General features: G+C 62.0%; 19 protein-coding genes. 10 read left to right on the top strand and 9 right to left on the bottom strand.

Annotated features, from left to right (window positions below; genetic code table 11):
* Positions 1-13: 13 nt before the first annotated feature.
* Positions 14-1,834, bottom strand: a complete 1,821-nt coding sequence (locus LB519_RS19875; RefSeq protein WP_224620926.1) for an extracellular solute-binding protein — start codon at positions 1,832-1,834, stop codon at positions 14-16.
* A 260-nt stretch (positions 1,835-2,094) separates the two neighbouring features.
* Here LB519_RS19875 and LB519_RS19870 point away from each other — a divergent pair, with 260 nt between their 5' ends.
* A complete protein-coding gene (locus LB519_RS19870) occupies positions 2,095-2,724 on the top strand; it encodes an invasion associated locus B family protein (RefSeq protein ID WP_013531658.1) in 630 nt (209 codons plus the stop codon).
* Positions 2,725-2,797: 73 nt separating this feature from the next.
* Here LB519_RS19870 and hspQ read toward each other — a convergent pair whose 3' ends face one another.
* Positions 2,798-3,121: a heat shock protein HspQ gene (gene hspQ / locus LB519_RS19865; RefSeq protein WP_027161605.1), complete on the bottom strand. Its 324-nt coding sequence runs from the start codon at positions 3,119-3,121 to the stop codon at positions 2,798-2,800.
* A 125-nt stretch (positions 3,122-3,246) separates the two neighbouring features.
* Between hspQ and LB519_RS19860 the strand changes: the two genes are divergently transcribed.
* The gene (locus LB519_RS19860) at positions 3,247-4,209 is read left to right on the top strand and encodes an AEC family transporter (protein WP_224620925.1); all 963 of its coding nucleotides are present in this window, start codon (positions 3,247-3,249) and stop codon (positions 4,207-4,209) included.
* Here LB519_RS19860 and LB519_RS19855 read toward each other — a convergent pair.
* A complete protein-coding gene (locus tag LB519_RS19855) occupies positions 4,186-5,397 on the bottom strand; it encodes a UbiH/UbiF family hydroxylase (RefSeq protein ID WP_224620924.1) in 1,212 nt (403 codons plus the stop codon). The two genes, LB519_RS19860 and LB519_RS19855, sit on opposite strands and share 24 nt — an antisense overlap.
* A gap of 70 nt (positions 5,398-5,467) precedes the next feature.
* Here LB519_RS19855 and LB519_RS19850 point away from each other — a divergent pair, with 70 nt between their 5' ends.
* From LB519_RS19850 to LB519_RS19815, 8 genes are all read left to right on the top strand, one after another.
* Positions 5,468-6,406 carry a DUF2182 domain-containing protein gene (locus tag LB519_RS19850; RefSeq protein WP_224620923.1) on the top strand — a complete coding sequence of 313 codons (939 nt, stop codon included), beginning with the start codon at positions 5,468-5,470 and terminating at the stop codon, positions 6,404-6,406.
* 14 nt (positions 6,407-6,420) lie between these two features.
* Positions 6,421-7,035 (top strand): DUF1326 domain-containing protein, encoded by a 615-nt coding sequence (locus LB519_RS19845; RefSeq protein ID WP_013531653.1) that lies wholly within the window; start codon positions 6,421-6,423, stop codon positions 7,033-7,035.
* Between the two features lie 23 nt (positions 7,036-7,058).
* Positions 7,059-7,865, top strand: a complete 807-nt coding sequence (gene pcsA, locus LB519_RS19840; protein ID WP_024503276.1) for a phosphatidylcholine synthase — start codon at positions 7,059-7,061, stop codon at positions 7,863-7,865.
* Positions 7,866-7,922: 57 nt separating this feature from the next.
* Entirely contained in the window at positions 7,923-8,900 is a 978-nt protein-coding gene (locus tag LB519_RS19835) for a quinone oxidoreductase family protein (protein WP_013531651.1), read from the top strand.
* A 133-nt stretch (positions 8,901-9,033) separates the two neighbouring features.
* Positions 9,034-10,611 carry an ABC transporter ATP-binding protein gene (locus tag LB519_RS19830; protein WP_063168006.1) on the top strand — a complete coding sequence of 526 codons (1,578 nt, stop codon included), beginning with the start codon at positions 9,034-9,036 and terminating at the stop codon, positions 10,609-10,611.
* Positions 10,608-11,738, top strand: coding sequence for an ABC transporter permease (locus LB519_RS19825; protein WP_013531649.1), 1,131 nt, complete (start codon positions 10,608-10,610; stop codon positions 11,736-11,738). The genes LB519_RS19830 and LB519_RS19825 overlap by 4 nt, the downstream gene beginning before the upstream one ends.
* The gene (locus tag LB519_RS19820; protein WP_224620922.1) at positions 11,738-12,658 is read left to right on the top strand and encodes an ABC transporter permease; all 921 of its coding nucleotides are present in this window, start codon (positions 11,738-11,740) and stop codon (positions 12,656-12,658) included. The genes LB519_RS19825 and LB519_RS19820 overlap by 1 nt, the downstream gene beginning before the upstream one ends.
* A gap of 49 nt (positions 12,659-12,707) precedes the next feature.
* On the top strand, positions 12,708-13,775 hold the full coding sequence (locus LB519_RS19815; RefSeq protein ID WP_013531647.1) for a BMP family ABC transporter substrate-binding protein: 1,068 nt from the start codon (positions 12,708-12,710) through the stop codon (positions 13,773-13,775).
* Positions 13,776-13,822: 47 nt separating this feature from the next.
* On the opposite strand, the gene LB519_RS19810 is transcribed toward LB519_RS19815, so the two are convergent.
* From LB519_RS19810 to LB519_RS19785, 6 genes are all read right to left on the bottom strand, one after another.
* Positions 13,823-14,929, bottom strand: coding sequence for an acyltransferase family protein (locus LB519_RS19810; protein WP_224620920.1), 1,107 nt, complete (start codon positions 14,927-14,929; stop codon positions 13,823-13,825).
* A gap of 108 nt (positions 14,930-15,037) precedes the next feature.
* Positions 15,038-16,351, bottom strand: a complete 1,314-nt coding sequence (rimO, locus tag LB519_RS19805) for a 30S ribosomal protein S12 methylthiotransferase RimO (protein ID WP_224620919.1) — start codon at positions 16,349-16,351, stop codon at positions 15,038-15,040.
* Positions 16,352-16,487: 136 nt separating this feature from the next.
* Complete coding sequence (locus LB519_RS19800; RefSeq protein WP_013531644.1) at positions 16,488-17,150, bottom strand: TerC family protein; 663 nt, start codon at positions 17,148-17,150, stop codon at positions 16,488-16,490.
* 181 nt (positions 17,151-17,331) lie between these two features.
* Positions 17,332-17,739: a DUF930 domain-containing protein gene (locus LB519_RS19795; RefSeq protein WP_032808257.1), complete on the bottom strand. Its 408-nt coding sequence runs from the start codon at positions 17,737-17,739 to the stop codon at positions 17,332-17,334.
* Between the two features lie 56 nt (positions 17,740-17,795).
* Entirely contained in the window at positions 17,796-18,494 is a 699-nt protein-coding gene (locus LB519_RS19790) for a DUF2161 domain-containing phosphodiesterase (RefSeq protein ID WP_024503270.1), read from the bottom strand.
* A 102-nt stretch (positions 18,495-18,596) separates the two neighbouring features.
* Positions 18,597-19,394 (bottom strand): sterol desaturase family protein, encoded by a 798-nt coding sequence (locus LB519_RS19785; RefSeq protein ID WP_224620918.1) that lies wholly within the window; start codon positions 19,392-19,394, stop codon positions 18,597-18,599.
* Between the last annotated feature and the right edge of the window lie 165 nt (positions 19,395-19,559).

Below are 19,559 nucleotides of genomic sequence, written 5' to 3'. Positions count from 1 at the left end.
ATCTCCTGATCCCTCAGTTGGGTTTGCGCCACCATGTTGGCAGTTGATACCCGAATATGGGCGTCTTTTGCGGATGTTCCAGGTAGTTCCAGTAGGCGATCCATTGCTGCGTGTTGTACTGCATCGGCACCATGTAGTTGCCGGAGATCAGCAGCCGGTCGAGAACGCGAACGGCGGCAACATAATCCTCCTTGGAACGGGCGCGCAGCATCGCCTCGATTGTCGCGTCCACAGCCGGGTCGGCGACGCCGGCGAGATTGAACGAGCCTTCCGTCCGGGCGGCAGTCGAACTCCAGCGCCCGCTCTGCTCGATGCCGGGTGACAACGAATTGTTGAAGCCGCTCGATCCGACCAAGACCTCGAAATCGAAGCGCTGCTTGCGCGACTGGATCTGATCGCCGTCGAGGCTGCGAATGGTGAGATTGATGCCGATCTTCTCCAGCGTGCGCTGATAGATGCCGGCAAGGCGCTCCTCGTCCTGCGAAGCGGTCAGGATCTCAAAGCCGAAGGGTTTGCCTTCGGGATCAAGCATCGTTCCATTCTGCACGTGGTAGCCGACACTTTTCAGCAGATCGAAAGCTGCCTTCAAGACGCGCCGATCCTGGCCCGATCCGTCGGTCACCGGCGGCCGCCATGTGCCGTCCATGACATCGGCCGGCACGCGGCCGGGGTAGGGCGCCAGAAGCGCTTTCTCCCTGTCGTCGGCCGGATGGCCGAGCGCGGAAAGCTCGGAATTCTGCCAGTAACTCATCGTGCGCGTGTATTTGCCGCCGAACAGGTTCTTGTTGGCCCATTCGAAGTCGTAGAGCATGCCGAGCGCGCGCCGCACGACCGGGTTGGCGAATTTCGGCAACCGCGTGTTGAACAGGAAACCGGTCACCACCGGCGGAATGCCGGTGTCGAAGGTTTCGGCGATCACGTCGCCCTTGTGGAAGGCCGGAAAATCGAGATCGCGCTCGCGCTTCACCGGATCGCTGTCGTCATCGATGGCGCAGAGGCCTTTCTTGAACGCTTCGAGCTTGGCGTTGGCGTTGAGGAAATACTCGATGGTGATCTGGTCGTAATTGTCGAAACCGCGCTTGGCGGGGACATCCTTGCCCCAATAGTCCGGGTTGCGCTTGAAGACGATGCGCTGGCCTGGCTGCACCTGCGCGATCGTATACGGACCGCTGCCGATCACCGGCTTGAGCGTCGTCCTGTCGAAAGTCTCCTTGTCGAAGGCGTGCTTCGGGATGATCGGGGTCAGCGCGATGATCAGCGGGAATTCGCGATCGGCCTTGTCGTTGAAGGTGAAGCGCACGCTGTAGTCGCCGGTCTTTTCGAGCTTGGCGACCCTGGCCATGCGGTCGCTGTAAGGCGGGCGGCCTTTGTCGGTGTAGACATCATAACTGAACAGCACGTCCTCCGGCGTCACCGGCTGACCGTCCGACCATTTGGCCCTCGGATTGAGATGGAACTCGATGCTCTTGCGCTCCGGATCCATGTCGGCGCTGTCGGCCAACAAACCGTAGAGCGTGAAAGCCTCGTCGGCATTGCGCTGCATCAACGGCTCGAAGACCAGATTGCCGAAGATCGTATCCATCATGCCGCGCGCCGTGGTGCGCAGGCTCTTCAGGATGAAAGGGTTGAGATTGTCGAAGCTGCCGACGACGCAATAGGTGATCGAGCCACCCTTCGGCGCGTCGGGATTGACGTAGTTGAAATGCGTATAGTCGGGCGGCAGCGCCGGCTCGCCCTGCATGGCGATGGCGTGCTTCGGCTCCGATGCGGCCGGCTGATGCGAAAGGGCGAGAAACGATATCGCGGTGATCAGCCAAACAAGAACGCGGCCCATGACCGTCTCCTTACTGGGCGGCTTGATGATTCGGACTGCACCCTAGCATGGCGCCACCGCGCTCCGGCCAGATACATCAGCCCAAATCGCACGGCCCAAATCGCACGGCCAAGAATCGCAGGCGCCGGGCTGGATTCGGCCTCGCTTGCAGTGTAACACGCCCTCCGAAGTCATTCTGTTGCCTCATTTCGGCAACAGGTAGCTGGACCACACGGCACGAAGAAGCCGGTCCCGGGATCATTTGAGAGGAAGTGCACGACATGACGAGCCTGAACAGCAACGCGTACCGCCTGTCGGTCATGGCCGCTGGCGTGGTCGGCTTTCTCGGCGCAGGACTTCCCGCCGCTTCCGCACAGCAGCAGCAGCAGATTCCGCAAGGCTGGTTCAAGGCCTGCACCAAGCAGGAAGACGTCGACATCTGCAACGTCCAGAACATCACCACTGCCGGCAATGGCCAGCTGGTCACCGGCGTCAGCCTGATCGAGCTCAAGGGCAAGGTGAACCGCAAGGTGTTCCAGGTGACGGTTCCGACCGGCCGTCTGGTGCCTCCCGGCATCGGCCTGCAGATCGACACCGGCAAGGCGCAGAAGCTCGACTATGTGATCTGCTTCCCGGATCGTTGCGTGGCCGAAGTGCCGCTGACCGATCAGCTCGTCGCGGCATTCAAGAAAGGCCAGGCGATCACGCTGACTTCCGTCAATTTCCAGAACCAGCCCAATCCGATCAAGATCGCCCTGCAGGGCTTCAGCGGCGCCTATGACGGCCCGGCGCTGCAGCAGTCGGACATCGAGGACAGGCAGAAGAAGCTTCAGGACTTCGTCGCCAAGAACAACCAGGATTTCGCCAAGAAGCTCAAGGAAGAGCAGGACAAGGCGAAGACCGCCAACTGATCGGCCGATATCGCCGAGCCAACAAAAAAGCGGGGTTCATGCCCCGCTTTTTTTGTGATTGTCTTCCAGTAGGCTAATGCGTGGACTGCCGTTTCGGCTGGTAGCCGCCGTCCGGCCTCTTGTCGAACATCTCTTTGATCTGCGGATGCCGGACCGGCTCACCCGACTGATCCTCAAGCAGATTCTGCTCGGAGACGTAGGCGATGTATTCGGTCTCCGAATTCTCGGCGAGCAGATGATAGAAAGGCTGATCCTTGCGCGGCCGCACGTCGGCGGGGATGGCTTCGTACCATTCGTCGGTGTTGGCGAATTGCGGATCGACATCGAAAATGATGCCCCTGAATGGAAACAGCCGGTGGCGAACCACCTGTCCGATTGCGAATTTGGCTGTTTTCATCGTACTCACCACTGAATTCCTTGAGCTTATTTGGCGCAGACCGCGCATCAATTCAATCCCGAGGCGCTTGACGCCCTATTAAGCAACGGGCTAGCCCGGCGCCAGGGTTTCGGACCAGCATAAAAATGTCTGACGTCATCGGTCTTGTTCTTCCGTTCTTCGGCTTGATTTTTGTCGGGTTTCTGGTGGCGCGCATCACCAGGCAGCCGCTGGAGGCGCTCGGCTGGATGAACACGTTCATCGTCTATGTCGCGCTGCCGGCACTTTTCTTCCAACTGCTTGCCAAGACGCCGTTCGAAGACCTGACGGAATGGCGCTTCATCTTCGGCTCGGTCGTCTCGACCTTCATGATATTTTCCTTGATGTTCATGGGGTCGGTCCTGACCTCGCGCGGCGAGATAGCGCAATCGACCATCAAGGCGCTCGCGGCCGCCTATGGCAATATCGGCTATATGGGACCGGGCCTGGCATTGCTGGCCTTCGGCGAGGAGGCGGCTGTGCCGGTCGCCTTGATCTTCTGTTTCGAGAACATCATGCATTTCGCCATCGCGCCCATGATGATGGCGCTGTCGGGCGACGAGAAGACCACTCCTCTCCGGCTTGCGCTGGGTGTGGTGCGCAAGATCGTGCTGCACCCGTTCATCATCGCAACCGCCCTGGGTGTCGGCGCCGCCTATATCGGCTTTCGACCGCCCGTGCCGGTGGAGCGATTTCTGGAATATCTTTCCCGGGCGGCCGCACCCTGCGCGCTGTTTGCCATGGGCGTCACGCTGGCGCTCAGGCCGCTCAATCGCGTCCCGCATGAGATGGTTCCGATTGCGGCGCTGAAACTGATCCTGCACCCGTTGCTCTGCTATGTCGTGCTGAGCTGGATCGGCGATTTTTCTGAGACATGGGTCTTCTCGGCGGTGCTTCTGGCGGCATTGCCCACCGCAACCAACGTCTTCGTCATCGCCCAGCAGTATGGCGTCTGGGTACAGCGCGCGTCGGCCAGTGTGCTGATCACAACCTGCCTGTCGGTGGTGACCGTCACCGGGCTGCTCTACCTGATCCGGCACAATATCCTAGCGCCGGACCTGTTTCCCTAACCCGCCGGCAAGCGCGGCAAAACCGCTGCCGGGACGAAGCCCCTCGCGCATGAAAAAAGCCCGAAGCGGCGCGAAGCCTCCGAGCACGCCGAGCCCGGCAACGCGGGCCATCTGCGCCGGCAGCATGTCGGAAAGCAGCGACATATTGAGCAGGTTGACCGCGCTGCTGCGCGCCAGAATGTCAGGGCGGCGCTTGAAATCGTAGGCTGCAAGCGCCTTGGCTGCGCCCGGATCGGATCGATTTTCACAAGCGATTCCAATTAGATCGTCGATGTCTCTGATGCCGAGGTTGAGGCCTTGCGCACCAATCGGCGGAAACACATGGGCGGCTTCGCCGACCAGCGCCACCCGATCCCTTGCGAAACGCAGCGGCGTCACCGCCGATAGCGGGTAGATCTGCCGGCCCGGCTCGACAGCCACCCGGCCCAGCATCGACTGCATCTGCTGTTCGACCCGCTGAGAAAGTGTCGCATCGTCCAGCGCGGCGAGCTCGGTCGCGGTCTCGGGCTTGACCACCCAGACCAGGCTGGAGCGATTGCCGGGCAGCGGGACCTGCGTGAACGGACCGGTCTCGGTGTGGAATTCCGTCGAGGTGAAGGCGTGATCGCCGCTATGGCCGAAATTGAGGACGAGAGCTGCCTGCGGGTAGGACCGGGTCGAGGTCGAGATGCCGGCCGCCTGGCGCGCCGGTGACAAGCGTCCGTCAGCGGCGACCGCCAGCGATGCGTCAACCGAGCTGCCGTCGGCGAGGCCGGCACGGACATGCTCGGCATCGAGATGCCAGTTCGCCACCATCGACCTTAGCCAGTCGATGCCGGCATGCGCGGCAACGGCGCTGGCGAGTGCCGGGGTGAGGACGCTGTTGGGAAGATTCAGCCCGAATTCATCCTCGTCGATCTCGCTGGCGCGGAAGGTGACGACCGGGCTGCGGATCAGCCGGCTGGTGGCATCGACGATGCGCATCACCTTCAAAGGCGCTGCCTTGGATACGACGGCTTCGAGCACGCCGAGCCGGTCGAGCACTTTCAAGGCAGGGTTCATCAGGGCCGTCGTGCGACCATCGGGGGCGGTGGCCTCCGGCCCGACCAGTGTCACCGGGAAACCTTCGGCGGCAAAACCCAGTGCCGCGATCAGCCCTGCCGGCCCCGTGCCGGCAACCAGTATCCGCGCAGTTTGCTGATGCTCCAAGATCGGCTTCCGGCTTGCAATGCGAGGCGGTCCACCCGACCTGCCGTTCGATCAGCATATAGGTCAGATCATGCCGCTTGATCAACGCGGCGATTCGGCCCATTCGGATGTCATGACCGGCCAGCAGGACGACTTCAGCCATCTCGACCGCGCCGGCCGCGCCATGGCCGGCATCGCGCGCAATCCCCGGGTCACGGTAAACGTCGTTGTCGGCGCTTGCATCCTGCTTGCATGGCTGTCTCTTGCGGCGATGGCAATCCGCGGGGCTGAAACAGGGATTGCGGGCGTCGGCGCCCCTGGCGACACGATCCTTCGCAGCCTGCCGCAACTGCCGCTGCCCTATTTCCTGGAACGGTTCTTTGTGCTGTGCCTCTCACCGGTGCCTTTGGACGCAGGTCTCGGCTTGCGGGCCGGCGCGCTCGTTTCGATGTGGTTCCTGATGGCGATCGCGACGATGCTGCCTTCGGCGGCGCCGATGATACGCACCTATTGCGAGATCGCTGACACGGCACGCATCAAGGGCGAACCGGTCGTTCACCCGCTGCTGCTGGTCGCCGGCTATCTCAGCGTCTGGCTCGCCGCTTCAATTGCGTTCGCGGCGCTGACCTTGGCCGTCCATGCATTCGCTTCGTCAGCCGGGATGCTCGATCCGGTCATCGGCATTGCCGGTGCGCTCGCTCTGCTGATTGCCGGCCTCTACCAGTTCAGCGGCCTGAAGGAAGCTTGCCTGAAGAAATGCAGGAACCCGTTCTCGATCCTTTTCGCGAGCTGGAGCGCAAGGCCCCTTAACATCTTTCGGCTCGGTGTCGCGCAAGGTCTGTGGTGTCTGGGCTGCTGCTGGGCCTTGATGCTGGTGATGTTCGCCGTTGGCGTCATGAACGTTTTCTGGATGGCGTTGATCGGCCTGTTCACCCTGATCGAAAAACAAACGGCCAGCAGGGTTCCAACCCGGCTGGCCGGTGCGATACTGCTTGTCTGGGCAGCCGCGCTGCTAGTAGTCTCGCTGTGAGTGGGGGAAAATCGATGGCAGACCAGAGCTGGGCGATGAAGGGAGAGCTCGTACTCTCCTGCAATTGCACGGTTTTTTGCCCTTGCGTGCTCTCGCTTGGCAATCATCCGCCGACCGAAGGCTATTGCCAGACATGGGCCGGGTTTCGCATCGATGCCGGCCATTTCGGTGAGGTCGATCTGTCCGGGCTCAATCTTGGGCTGATCATGGAAATCCCAGGCTATATGAGCCGCGGCAACTGGACCGCGGGCCTGTTCATCGACAGCCGCGCCTCTGTCTATGCGGTCAAGGCGCTGACAAAGATCTTCACGGGCAAGGCAGGTGGAACCACATCGCTGCTCTCAATCCTCGTCGGCAAATTCCTCGGTGTCGAGCAGGTGCCGATCACCTATGAGACGCGTGACAAAACGCGTATCTTCCAGATACCCAGGATTATCGACGGAGCGGTCACACCCATCCAAGGCAAGGACCGTGACAAGGATACGGTGATCAGCAATTCGGAATACTGGATCGCGCCCGAGATCATCGTGGCCAGGTCCGACAAGAGCAAGATGCGGGCTTTTGGCCGCAACTGGAATTTCGCCGGCCGTTCGGCCGAAATCTGCAAGCTGGATTGGCGGGGCCCGTGAGCAAGAACACAACGGCCAGGAATTTGGCAGCACGAAAAGCCGCCAAAAAGATCACGGACCGGATTCCGCGCCCGAAGAAGAAGGTCACCTGGCCGCAGGCGAGGGCGTTCTCCGTCCACCTTTTGACCGCCTCGGGGTCGTTCCTGGCCTTCCTGTCGCTCGTGGCGGCAAGTGAAGAGCGCTGGACCGCAATGTTCTGGTGGCTCGGGCTGGCCCTGTTCGTCGACGGCATCGATGGGCCGATCGCCAGAAAACTCGAGGTCAAGGAGATCCTGCCGACATGGTCGGGCGAACTGCTCGACAACATCATCGACTACGTGACCTACGTGCTGATCCCGGCCTTCGCGCTCTATCAGCGCGGCTTCATGGGCGAGGGCCTGTCATTCCTGTCGGCGGCGATCATCGTCGTTTCCAGCGCCATCTACTATGCCGACACCGGCATGAAGACGAAGGAGAATTTCTTCAAGGGATTCCCGGTGGTCTGGAACATGGTGGTGTTCACCCTGTTCGTCATCGAGCCCGGACAATGGGTTTCGTTCGCGGTGGTGGTGGTGGCCGGCGTCCTGACTTTCGTGCCGATCAACTTCATCCACCCGGTGCGGGTGGTGCGGCTGCGGCGCATCAACCTTGGGATGACCCTATTGTGGTGCGCTTTCGGCGCGCTTGCCCTGGCCCAAGCGGCGCTCGCCGCCTTCTACGATCAGATCGGCGTGCTGGGCGAGCAGGTCAGCACCTTCACCAAGATCGGCATCACCATCACCGGGCTTTATCTTGCCTGCATCGGTGGCATCATGCAGTTCTTTCCCAATCTCGGTGCCAAAAAGGCCTGATCGGCCACTCCCACAGGGAGCCTGGCCCCACAAGCCTAGCCCACAGGAAGCCTAGCAATGTCCAAAGCGATCCGCATTCATGCCAATGGCGGCCCGGAAGTTCTGACCTATGAGGACGCTGATCCCGGCCAGCCGGGATCCGGGCAGATCCTGGTCCGGCACACCGCGATCGGCCTCAATTTCATCGATGTCTACCATCGCTCCGGTCTCTATCCGCCACCCGGCGGCTTCCCGCTCGTGCCAGGCAGCGAAGCCGCCGGCGTGGTGCTGGAGGTCGGCCATGGCGTCGACTGGCTGAATCCGGGCGATCGCATCGCCTATGCCGTGACGACGGGGGCTTACGCGCAAGAACGCGTCATCGATGCCAGCCGCGTGGTCAAGGTTCCGGATGGCATCAGCGACGAACAGGCCGCAGCGATGATGCTGAAGGGCATGACCGCGGAATATCTGCTGCGGCGGACGTTCAAGGTGAAGGCCGGCGACACGATCCTGTTCCATGCCGCTGCAGGCGGCGTCGGCCTGATCCTCGGCCAATGGGCAAAACATCTCGGCGCCACCGTCATCGGCACCGCCAGCTCGTCCGACAAGATCGAGCTCGCCAGGGCGCATGGTTTCGATCACGTCATCAACTACAAGGAACAGGATTTCGTCGCCGGCGTCGCCGCCATCACCGGCGGCAAGAAATGCGATGTCGTCTACGATTCGGTCGGCAACGACACGTTTCCGGCTTCGCTCGACTGCCTGCGGCCGCTTGGCATGTTCGTCAGCTTTGGCCAGTCCTCGGGACCTATACCGCCGTTCAGCATGTCGTTGCTGGCACAGAAGGGCTCGTTGTTCGCAACAAGGCCGACACTGTTCGTCTACAACGCAAAACGCGAGGACCTCGACGCTTCTGCTGCCGCCCTGTTCGAGGTCGTGCTCAGCGGCGCGGTCGAGATCCAGATCAACCAGCGCTACGCGCTGAAGGACGCCGGCAAGGCGCATTCCGACCTCGAGGGCCGCAGGACCACAGGGACGACCATTCTCATCCCTTAGTTCGTTCTGCCTTGCTATCCCTTGAATTTCCGCTGAAATTCTTGAAGCTCTTTCAAGACGTGTGCCGCTTTCCGATGAGAGCCGGCCGCGCCTACCATGCCTGCGGGAACACAGAACATGTCTGGCTAACCAGATGGGAGGCACTGTGAGTGCAAATCAGGACGGCACGAACCTGCTTGAGGTGCGTGGCCTCACCAAGATATTCGGCACGCTGACGGCGTGCGATCATATCGATCTCGACATCGCCAGGGGTGAGATCCACGCCTTGCTCGGCGAAAACGGCGCCGGCAAGTCGACGCTGGTCAAGATGCTGTTCGGCTCGCTGGAGCCCAATGCCGGCGAGATCTTCTGGAACGGTCAGGCCGTCAGGATTTCCAGCCCGGGCGTCGCGAAAAAGCTCGGCATCGGCATGGTGTTCCAGCATTTTTCGCTGTTCGAGGCGCTGACCGCGGCCGAAAACATCGCGCTGTCGCTGGACGACGGCTCGCCGATCAGCAGCATCGCTGCGAAGGCGAGGGCGCTTTCCTTCAGCTATGGCCTGCCGCTCGATCCTGAATCGCTGGTCGGCGACCTGTCGGTGGGCGAGCGCCAGCGCATCGAAATCATCCGCTGCCTGCTGCAGACGCCGCAGCTCATCATCCTGGACGAACCGACCTCGGTGTTGACGCCGCAGGAAGCCGACAAGCTGTTCGAGACGCTGGAGCGCCTGCGCTCGGAAGGCAAATCCATCCTCTACATCTCGCACCGGCTCGAAGAGGTCAAACGCATCTGCGACCGCGCCACCGTGCTGCGCCACGGCAAGGTGGTCGGCCATTGCAATCCGCGTGAGGAAACAGCCTCTTCGCTGGCGCGAATGATGGTCGGCAACGAGGTGCAGGCCGTGGTGCGCGCGCCGGTCGAGGGCATCGACAAGGCGCAGCCGCTGCTCGAAATCCGCAACCTCAGCCGCCAACCGGCAACGCCGTTCTCGATCCCGCTCAAGGGCATCAACCTGAACGTCCGCGCCGGCGAGGTGATCGGCATCGCCGGCGTCGCCGGCAATGGTCAGGGCGAGTTCTTCGAATCCGTTTCAGGCGAAGTGCTGCAGCAGGATGCCGCCTCGGTGCGCATTCGCGGCAAGGATTCGGGAAGCCTCACCATCACCGGACGGCGCCTGCTGGGCGCTGCCTTCGTGCCGGAGGAGCGCCTCGGCCACGGTGCCGCACCGCGCATGAAGCTTTCCGAAAACCTGCTGCTGTCGCGCCATGCCACCGACGGCAAGGCGTTCGTCGGTTCCGGCGGAATGGTCAAGAGCGCCGCCATCCAGGCCGCGTCCCAACGCATCATCGAGGCGATGGACGTGCGCAAGAGCGCGCCGGATCCGGAGGCCGCGGCTCTTTCGGGCGGCAATCTGCAGAAATTCATCGTCGGCCGCGAACTCGACCGCCGGCCAAGCGTCATGGTGGTGAACCAGCCGACCTGGGGCGTCGATGCGGGCGCTGCCGCCCACATCCGCCAGGCCTTGATCGAGTTGTCGCGCAGCGGATCGGCGGTGCTGGTGATCAGCCAGGATCTCGACGAGCTGTTCGAGATCTCGGATGCGATCGCCGTCATGCACAATGGCGAGTTGTCGAAGCCGATGCCGATCGCCGAGGCGACCTTCGAGAAGGTCGGCTTGCTGATGGGTGGCGCCGAACCCGGTCACGCCGAACACACGTTGGAGACGGCATGATGCGCCTCGAACTCGTCAAACGCCCGCAGCGCTCCATGCTGTTTTCGGCCCTGTCGCCGTTCATCGCCTTCGCGCTGACCATCATTGCCGGGGCCGTCATGTTCGCGCTGCTCGGCGTCAATCCGCTGACTGCGTTCAACATCTATTTCATCGAGCCGATCAGCCAAATCTGGCAGTTGCATGAGCTGGCGATCAAGGCCGCGCCGCTCATCCTGATTGCCGTCGGCCTGTCGGTTTGCTACAAGGCCAACATCTGGAACATCGGCGCCGAAGGCCAGTTCATCCTCGGCGGCATCGTTGGCTCGATGCTTCCAGTACTGTTTCCGCAGTTCGAAGGCCCGCTGGTGCTGCCGTTGATGCTGTTGCTTGGCATGGTCGGAGGTGCGGCCTATGCGGCGATCCCGGCTCTGCTCAAGACGCGCTTCGGCACCAACGAGATCCTGACCAGCCTGATGCTGGTCTATGTCGCGCAACTTTTCCTTGACTGGCTGGTGCGCGGCCCCTGGCGCGATCCGCAGGGCCATGGCTTCCCGCAGACCATCCAGTTCAACGATTCGGCCGTGTTGCCGGAACTGATGCCGGATGCCGGACGGGCAAACTGGGGTTTTGTCTTCGCGCTGGTCGCCGCGGTGCTGGTCTGGATCCTGATGAGCCGCATGCTGAAAGGTTTCGAGGTGCGCGTGCTGGGCTCGAGCCCGCGGGCAGGACGCTTCGCCGGCTTCGGCCTCAACCGGATGGTGTTCTTTGCCTTCCTGCTGTCGGGTGCGCTGGCGGGACTTGCCGGCATCTCGGAGGTCTCGGGCGCCATCGGCCAGCTGCAGCCCGTCATTTCGCCCGGCTACGGCTTCACCGCCATCATCGTGGCGTTCCTCGGCCGTCTCAACCCGCTTGGCATCGTTGCCGCCGGACTGGTGCTGGCACTGACCTATCTCGGCGGCGAAGCAGTGCAGAGCGCGCTCGGCATCTCCGACAAGGTGGCGCGGGTGTTCCAGGGCATGCTTTTGTTCTTCGTGCTCGGCTGCGACACGCTCATCCACTACCGCATACGTCTGGTCGGCCTGGCGCTGACCAAACCAGAAGGCGTGGCCAAACTCGAAGCCGCACCGAAGCTGAAGGAAGCCCGTTGATGGACATCACCGTAAACATCCTTCTGACCATCGCCACCGCGGCAACGCCGCTGCTGATCGCGGCAATCGGTGAGCTGGTGGTCGAGCGCTCCGGCGTACTCAATCTCGGCGTCGAAGGCATGATGATCATGGGCGCCGTCGGCGGCTTCGGCGCAACCTATCTCACCGGATCGCCCTGGATCGGCCTTTTGGCGGCCATTGCCATGGGCGCGGTGTTCTCGCTGCTGTTTGCCGTCATGACGCTGTCGCTGGCCACCAATCAGGTGGCGACCGGCCTGTCGCTGACGCTGCTCGGTCTCGGTTTGTCCGGCATGATGGGCACCAGCTTCGTCGGCCAGCCCGGCGAAAGGCTGCCCAACCTCGACATTCCCGGCTTGACGGAAATCCCTGTGGTCGGCAGGCTGCTGTTTGGCCAGGATCCGATCTTCTACATTTCGATCGCGCTGACCGCCGCCGTCATGTGGTTCCTGTTCAAGACCCGCACCGGGCTGACGCTGCGTTCGATCGGCGACAGCCACACCTCGGCGCATGCGCTTGGCATCAAGGTCATCCGCTACCGATACTTCGCGGTCATCTTCGGCGGCGCCTGTGCCGGTCTCGCCGGCGGCCATCTCTCGCTGGTCTACACGCCGCAATGGGTGGAGAACATGAGCGCCGGCCGCGGCTGGATCGCGCTGGCGCTGGTGGTGTTCGCCTCCTGGCGGCCATGGCGGGTGCTGGCCGGCGCCTACATCTTCGGCGCGGTGTGGATCGGCCAGCTTCATGCACAGGCTTTTGGCATTCCAGTGCCCTCACAGTTCCTTTCTTCGCTGCCCTATCTGGCAACCGTCGTGGTTCTCGTTCTAATCTCGCGCAACAAGCGTCTGACGATGATGAACACGCCGGCTTCCTTGGGGCAGCCATTCGTTCCGGATCGTTGACAACAAAAACAAACGGGAAGCTCCAAGGCTAACTCAGAGAGGTAACACGATGAAAAAACTGCTTATTGCCCTGATGACCACGACCGCCGCCATGTCGCTGGCAGCGACGGCCGAGGCCGCGGACAAGCTGAAGGCCTGCTGGGTCTACACCGGCCCGATCGGCGATTTCGGCTATTCCTACCAGCACGACCAGGGCCGTCTCGAAGTGGAGAAGGCGCTCGGCGACAAGGTCGAAACCGCCTATCTTGAAAACGTCTCGGAAGGCCCCGACGCCGACCGCGCTTTCGAGCGCCTGGCACGCGAAGGCTGCAAGATCATTTTCGGCACCTCCTTCGGCTTCATGGACCCGGAAGTGAAGGTCGCCAAGAAATTCCCGAAGGTGATGTTCGAGCACGCCACCGGCTACAAGACATCTGACAATCTCGGCATCTACAATGCGCGTTTCTATGAAGGCCGTTATGTGCTCGGCCAGATCGCCGCCAAGGAATCGAAGGCAGGCGTTGCCGGCTACATCGTTTCCTTCCCGATCCCGGAAGTGGTGATGGGCATCAACTCCTTCATGCTCGGCGCGCAGTCGATCAACCCGAACTTCAAGGCCAAGATCGTCTGGGTGAATTCCTGGTTCGATCCGGGCAAGGAAGCCGACGCCGCCAAGGCGCTGTTCGACCAGGGTGCCGACATTATCGTCCAGCACACCGATTCGACCGCTGCCCTGCAGGTGGCCGAGGAGCGCAAGCTGCACGGCTTCGGCCAGTCCTCCGACATGATCAAGTTCGCGCCGAACGCGCAGCTGACCTCGCTCACCGACGAATGGGGTCCCTATTACATCAGCCGGGTCCAGGCAGCCCTCGACGGCACCTGGAAGCCGGACAATGTCTGGCTTGGCATCAAGGACGGCGCGGTCAAGCTCGCCCCCTACACCAACATGCCCGACGACGTGAAGGCGATGGCGGAGGCCACCGAGAAGAAGATCGCCGGCGGCTGGAACCCCTTCACCGGGCCGATCGCCAAGCAGGACGGCACGCCGTGGCTGAAGGATGGCGAAGTCGCCGATGACGGCACGCTGCTCGGCATGAATTTTTATGTGAAGGGTGTCGACGACAAGCTGCCGCAGTAGGCAGCACAAGAGATCGAAATGAGGAGGGCGCCGCGAGGCGCCCTTTTTCATTCGGCGGGCTGCGCTCCGGCTGAGACGCGACGAAACCGTGCCAGGCCAGCATCGACCGCGCGGCCGAGCCAAATCCTCAGCAACCGCTGTGCGGGTCGTTCGCAGGCGCGCCAGATTGCCCACGAAACGAAAAGCATAAGTGCGCCGCAGCCAAAGGCGGCAAACCATTTGCCGATAAGGGGCGTTGCCGCATTGATGACGAGATAGCCGATGTCCTGGTGCAGCAAATAGAGCGGATAGGTCAGCCCGCCCAGCGCCAGGGTGAGCCCCGATGCCCTGATACGGCCGCGCAGCAGCACCGCACCGATCAAGGCCGCGTGCATGACGACGTTGGCGATGACGAGATTGGCCGACGAAACGGCAATGCCGTAGTGGCCAAGCATCCAGTGCTGCGTCACCGACAGCGTGCCGCAGGAGATCAGGAACGCCGCGGCAAGCAGCAGCATTGCAGGCAGTGAACGGCCATGCGCATGCAGGTGGTGGACCAGCACGCCGGCGGCGAAGAACGGTCCAAACTCGGTGATGAACAGCAGCCTGGCGGCGCCGCTGCCGATGAAGAACTCGTTCAAGGCCGAGATCGCCAGCCAGATCAAGATCAGCTCCAGCTTGCGTCTCTGAAACAGCCCGGTGAGCAGCGCCAGCGTCACCCAGCCGTAGAACACCAGCTCAAGAACGATCGACCAGTAGACGCCGTCCATGAAGGGCTGGCCGAACGCCGGCGCGAACATCGACAGATTGGCGGCATACTGAACGAAAGAGGCCGAAAGCAGCGGCGACCCGGCAAGGAAGACAATCGCGAAGGTGATCGTCATGCAGAGCAGGAAGCCCGGATAGAGGCGAACGAACCGCGCGACCGCAAACTGGTCCCAACTGCGGTTTTCCGCCGACCAGGCAATGACGAAACCGCTGATCAGGAAGAACAGATTGACGCCGAGATAGCCGTAGAGGGCGAACGGTGCCGCAAGCGGATAACCCTCAGCCAGAATGCCCTCGGCAGCCGCGCCGCGAAAGAAATAGTGGAAGAACACGACAGCCATCGCCGCGACCAGCCTGAGCAGGTCCAGCGTCGCAATGTAATTTTGTTCCGCAGGTCTGGTGTTCATCCGCATTTCCCGCATCTACGGTCGGCAAACCATAGAGCGGATCGCAGCTGAGCGGGTTAAGAGGCCTAGATTATCGCCAGATGTAGTAAATTTACGCGGAACGAGGCGTCAGACCGCCGAACCATAGAGGTCATAGGCGTCGGCACGGTCGATCTTGACGGTGACGATATCGCCTTGGCGCAGCGGACGACGCGACTGGATGTGCACCGAGCCATCGATCTCGGGCGCGTCGTATTTGGTGCGGCCCTTTGCCGATGTGCCATGCGCCTCGTCGATCAGCACCGGGAGGCGCTTGCCGACTTTTCTGGCCAGCTGTGTCGCCGAAATCTTCTGCTGACGCTGCATGAAGCGGTGCCAGCGCGCCTCCTTGATTTCCTGCGGGACCTGTTCGAGACCGAGATCGTTGGAGCGGGCGCCGCGGACCGGCTCGTATTTGAAGCAGCCGGCGCGGTCGATCTTGGCTTCATCGAGCCAGTCGAGCAGCATCTCGAAATCGTCATCCGTCTCGCCGGGGAAGCCGACGATGAAGGTCGAGCGGATGGCCAGATCCGGACAGACCTCGCGCCAGCCGCGAATGCGCTCGAGCGTCTTTTCGCCATGCGCGGGCCGGCGCATGTTTTTCAGCACCCGCGGCGAGGCATGCTGGAACGGGATATCCAGGTAGGGGAGGATCTTGCCCTCCGCCATCAGCGGGATGACGTCGGCGACATGCGGGTAGGGGTAGACATAGTGCATGCGCACCCAGATGCCGAGCTTGCCCAGTTCCTCCGAAAGATCGAGGAATTTTGCGCGCACTTCACGGTCGCCGAACGTCGACGTCTGGTACTTGATGTCGATGCCGTAGGCGCTGGTGTCCTGCGAGATGACCAGAAGTTCCTTGACGCCAGCCTTGGCCAGTTTCTCAGCCTCACGCAGCACATCTGCCGCCGGCCGCGAGACGAGGTCGCCACGCAGTGCGGGAATGATGCAGAAGGTGCAGCGGTTGTTGCAGCCTTCGGAAATCTTGAGATAGGCGTAGTGACGCGGCGTCAGCTTGACACCCTGCGGCGGCAGGAGATCGATATAGGGATCGTGCGACGGCGGTGCGGCCTCATGCACCGCGGCCATCACGCTCTCATAGGCCTGCGGCCCGGTGATCGCCAGCACATTGGGGTGCTTTTCGCGAATGACGTCCGGCTCGGCGCCCAGACAACCGGTGACGATCACTCGGCCGTTTTCCGAAAGCGCGGAACCGATGGCGTTGAGCGACTCGTCGCGGGCGGAATCGAGAAAACCGCAGGTGTTGACGACGACGAGGTCGGCGCCGTCATGCTTGCGTGCGATTTCGTAACCTTCGGCGCGCAGGCGCGTGATGATGCGCTCCGAATCCACGAGGGCCTTCGGGCATCCAAGACTGACAAAACTCACGCGGGGAGCGGACATAGAGGGTTTCCGGGCTTTTCAGGATTGCCGGCGCAGTACCACACTTATTGCGGCATTGGTATGGGCAGGCCCGCGATGCGGCAAAACGCACGGCGGTCTTGCTTCGACGGAGTGAAGACGCGGATGTCCGCCAGCTTCAGCCGACCACGTTGTTCACATGTGGCCAGACCTCCACCGCGCCACGATAGACCATATCCAGCGCGACATAGAGTATGATCAGCAGGCCGACATAGGCGATCCAGCGGTGGCGATGCAGCAGCTTGGCAATGAAGGTCGCAGCCAGCCCCATGAGCGCGATCGACAGCACAAGGCCGATGACCAGCACCGGAAAATGATCACGCGCCGCTCCAGCCACCGCCAGCACGTTGTCGAGCGACATCGACACATCGGCGACGACAATCTGCAAGGCAGCCTGGCCAAGGGTCTTGCGCTTCGACTTGCCGGCGACTGCCTGGTCACTGTTGAGGTCCGAATTCGACAGCGCCTCGGTCGCTTCCAGCTCATCGGCATGTGACGTGCGCAGCTCGCGGTACATTTTCCAGCAGACCCACAGCAGCAGGATGCCGCCGGCCAGCAGCAGGCCGACGATCGCCAGCAGCTTGACGGTAATTGCGGCAAAACCGATGCGCAGCACCGTTGCCGCAATCACGCCGATGAGGATCGCCTTCTTGCGTTGGTCAGCCGGCAGGCCGGCAGCGGCAAGGCCGATGACGATCGCATTGTCGCCGGCCAGCACGAGGTCGATGGCGATGACCTGGAGCAGGGCGGTCAGGCTGGCAGCGCTGAAAAAAATGTCCATCGACCGGAAGCCCTTGCTGATTTTGCCGAGTGTTCGTCGATTACCCAGAGGCCCTAACTTGGTGGTCCCTTGGCGTCAAGGGATCACGCGTGGCGCCATCACCGAAGCATCGTTACGTCAAGCCAGATCCAATGCTCGCGGCACTCGCCGACAGCCAGGCAAAACCATGGCCGATCGCAAATCAATCGTAGAGATTATACTTTGCCCAGTCGGCTTCCGGAATCTCGTCGCCGATCCGGTAGCGGAGTTGCAAGACTTCCATATGGTCCGGCCCGGTCTGGCACTTGAATTTCAGCCTATACCACTGCCCCTTGCTGCGAAACGCAGCACCCGGGCTCTTGATGGCATCGGCGCCCATCTCGGGCGTGGCAAAGGCGTAGGCGACGACGCGATCGGCTTTGAACTTGCGATCGTCATGGGTGATGCGGTCGAGCACTTCGGCGTCGCAACGCTGTTCAAGGCGAGTTTGGGGATCGAGTTTCATCAGTCCGGCGCGCAATGCATTGTCCATTGCGCTGGCTGGAAAACTCAGTGTCACTGACGCCAAGGCGGTCATGCAGAGCTTCTTCATGGGCGGGACAAGCAACATATTTTGTCGGAGAAATCAACCGAGCGGACCGCCTCGGACGCTGCGGGAATCTTCAATCATATGGCTGCTGCGTTCAAAATTGCGTGTCGGGATTCGTCGTGCGATGCCTGCGGCCAACGGACCAAAGAGGCACGGCCGGCATCGGTAAGATCGTACAGGCCGCGGTCGACGCGCGCGAACCAGCCATAGACATTGTGCTGCAGGATCTTGGGCGCGATCGGCGTCACCGCCTTCAGATCTCGCGGCCGCCTGGGGCCATCCACCATGGCGGCAGCGCAGGCGAGGGCGCTTTGGCGATAGGCGGTCATGATCGGATTGCGCGATCCTCCTCCGGCAACGGGATCGCCGCGACGGCGCTGGTGCTCATCGACCAGGCGGGAGCGCCGGCGGGCATTTTTGCGCGGCGCCAGCGCGATCGGGCTGAGAAGCACCTCGACCCGGTCCGTCGCGGTCACGCCAAGCAAGCCGAAGCCAAGCCGGCGGCAGAGATTGCGGAACCTGGCATCGCTTTCGCGTCCCTTGCCGCGAGCCGACATGCGCGCGGCCAGCCACACCTCGTCGCAGGCCGCCGCACGATCGACACCTTGCAGCACCAGTTCGAGATTGAACTGCAGCTTCAACTCGCAGATGACGACAACCGGCGGCTCCCCCTCGCGCAACGCAACAACATCGCAGCCGTCGATCTCGCCTTTGACGACAAAGTCGAGGCTTTCGAGGAACCGCTTCACCGGCGCATAGAGTGAGGTCTCGTTCATGGCGCAAGGTTTAGCCGATTCGAGGCGAAAAGCCTTCCGGTGGTTCGGCGTCCTGCGGCTCGAAAGGGGACCGGTGTGGATACCGCAACGCCGGGCCAGCCGTCAGGCTTCGGCGTTCGGCACCGCCCGGTTCGGCAGCTTCCTGCGGCGCAGGAGCGGATAGCCGATCTGGCCGAAATAGGTGGAAGGGATCGGATCGTCGACGCCGTACTTCTCCGGCACCTTGTCACCGGTGGGATTGTAGGTGCCGAACAGCACGTCGAGGAAAGGCAACTGCCCGGCGAAGTTCTTGTCATAGGCTTCGCGCTGGTTGGCATGGTGCCAGCGATGGAACTGCGGGCTGGCGATCAGCCACTTCAAGGGGCCGAACGGAGTCCGCACGTTTGAATGCACAAGCAGCGTATGTCCAAGGTAGAGAGTCGAAAAGACGGCGATCGACGCTTCCGAGAAGCCGAGGAAAAAGATCGGCGTCAGCGATATTGCCTTTGTGACGATGGCGTCGACGGGATGATTGTGGAAGGCCCCGAGCCAGTCGAGTTCTTCAATGCCGTGGTGAACGGCATGGAACTTCCAAAGCGCCGGGATTTTGTGAAAGGCCCGATGTGTCCAGTAGACGCCGACATCGGAGATCACGATGATTTCGGCAACCTGCAGCCAGACGGGCTGGCCGCTGACGGCATGCGTTATCGCTTGCGGGACCAGGAGTGCAGCGGCACCGAGCGCGCCTGCCGCCATCATGACGATGGCCAGCTTTATGATGAAGCCGTTGAACAGCAGATAAATCAGATCGACAGCGAAGCCCTTGCGAAAGATCTTCTGCGGCCGCTCGGCAAACAGATGTTCAAACGGAATGAAGATCAGGGCGCAGATCAGAAGTGCCTTGATGCCAAAGATATCCATCGATTCGCCTCAGCGCGCAGTCCGCGCCTCTGAGAGGAACCACATCTCCCTTTCCAAAGGCTAAAGGCTCTACCTTTTGCGCAAGTGGCGGCGGCAAACGCGGATTGTGAATGGAACGCGGGCGGACGAGGAGACGCGAATGCGGGCTCGTCCTGCGGCGTGTGG

This window comes from Mesorhizobium sp. AD1-1, assembly GCF_020164655.1.
Lineage (GTDB): Bacteria > Pseudomonadota > Alphaproteobacteria > Rhizobiales > Rhizobiaceae > Mesorhizobium > Mesorhizobium ciceri.
Note: the sequence above shows the minus strand (reverse complement) of the source record. Positions and strands in the feature narration are given on the sequence as shown.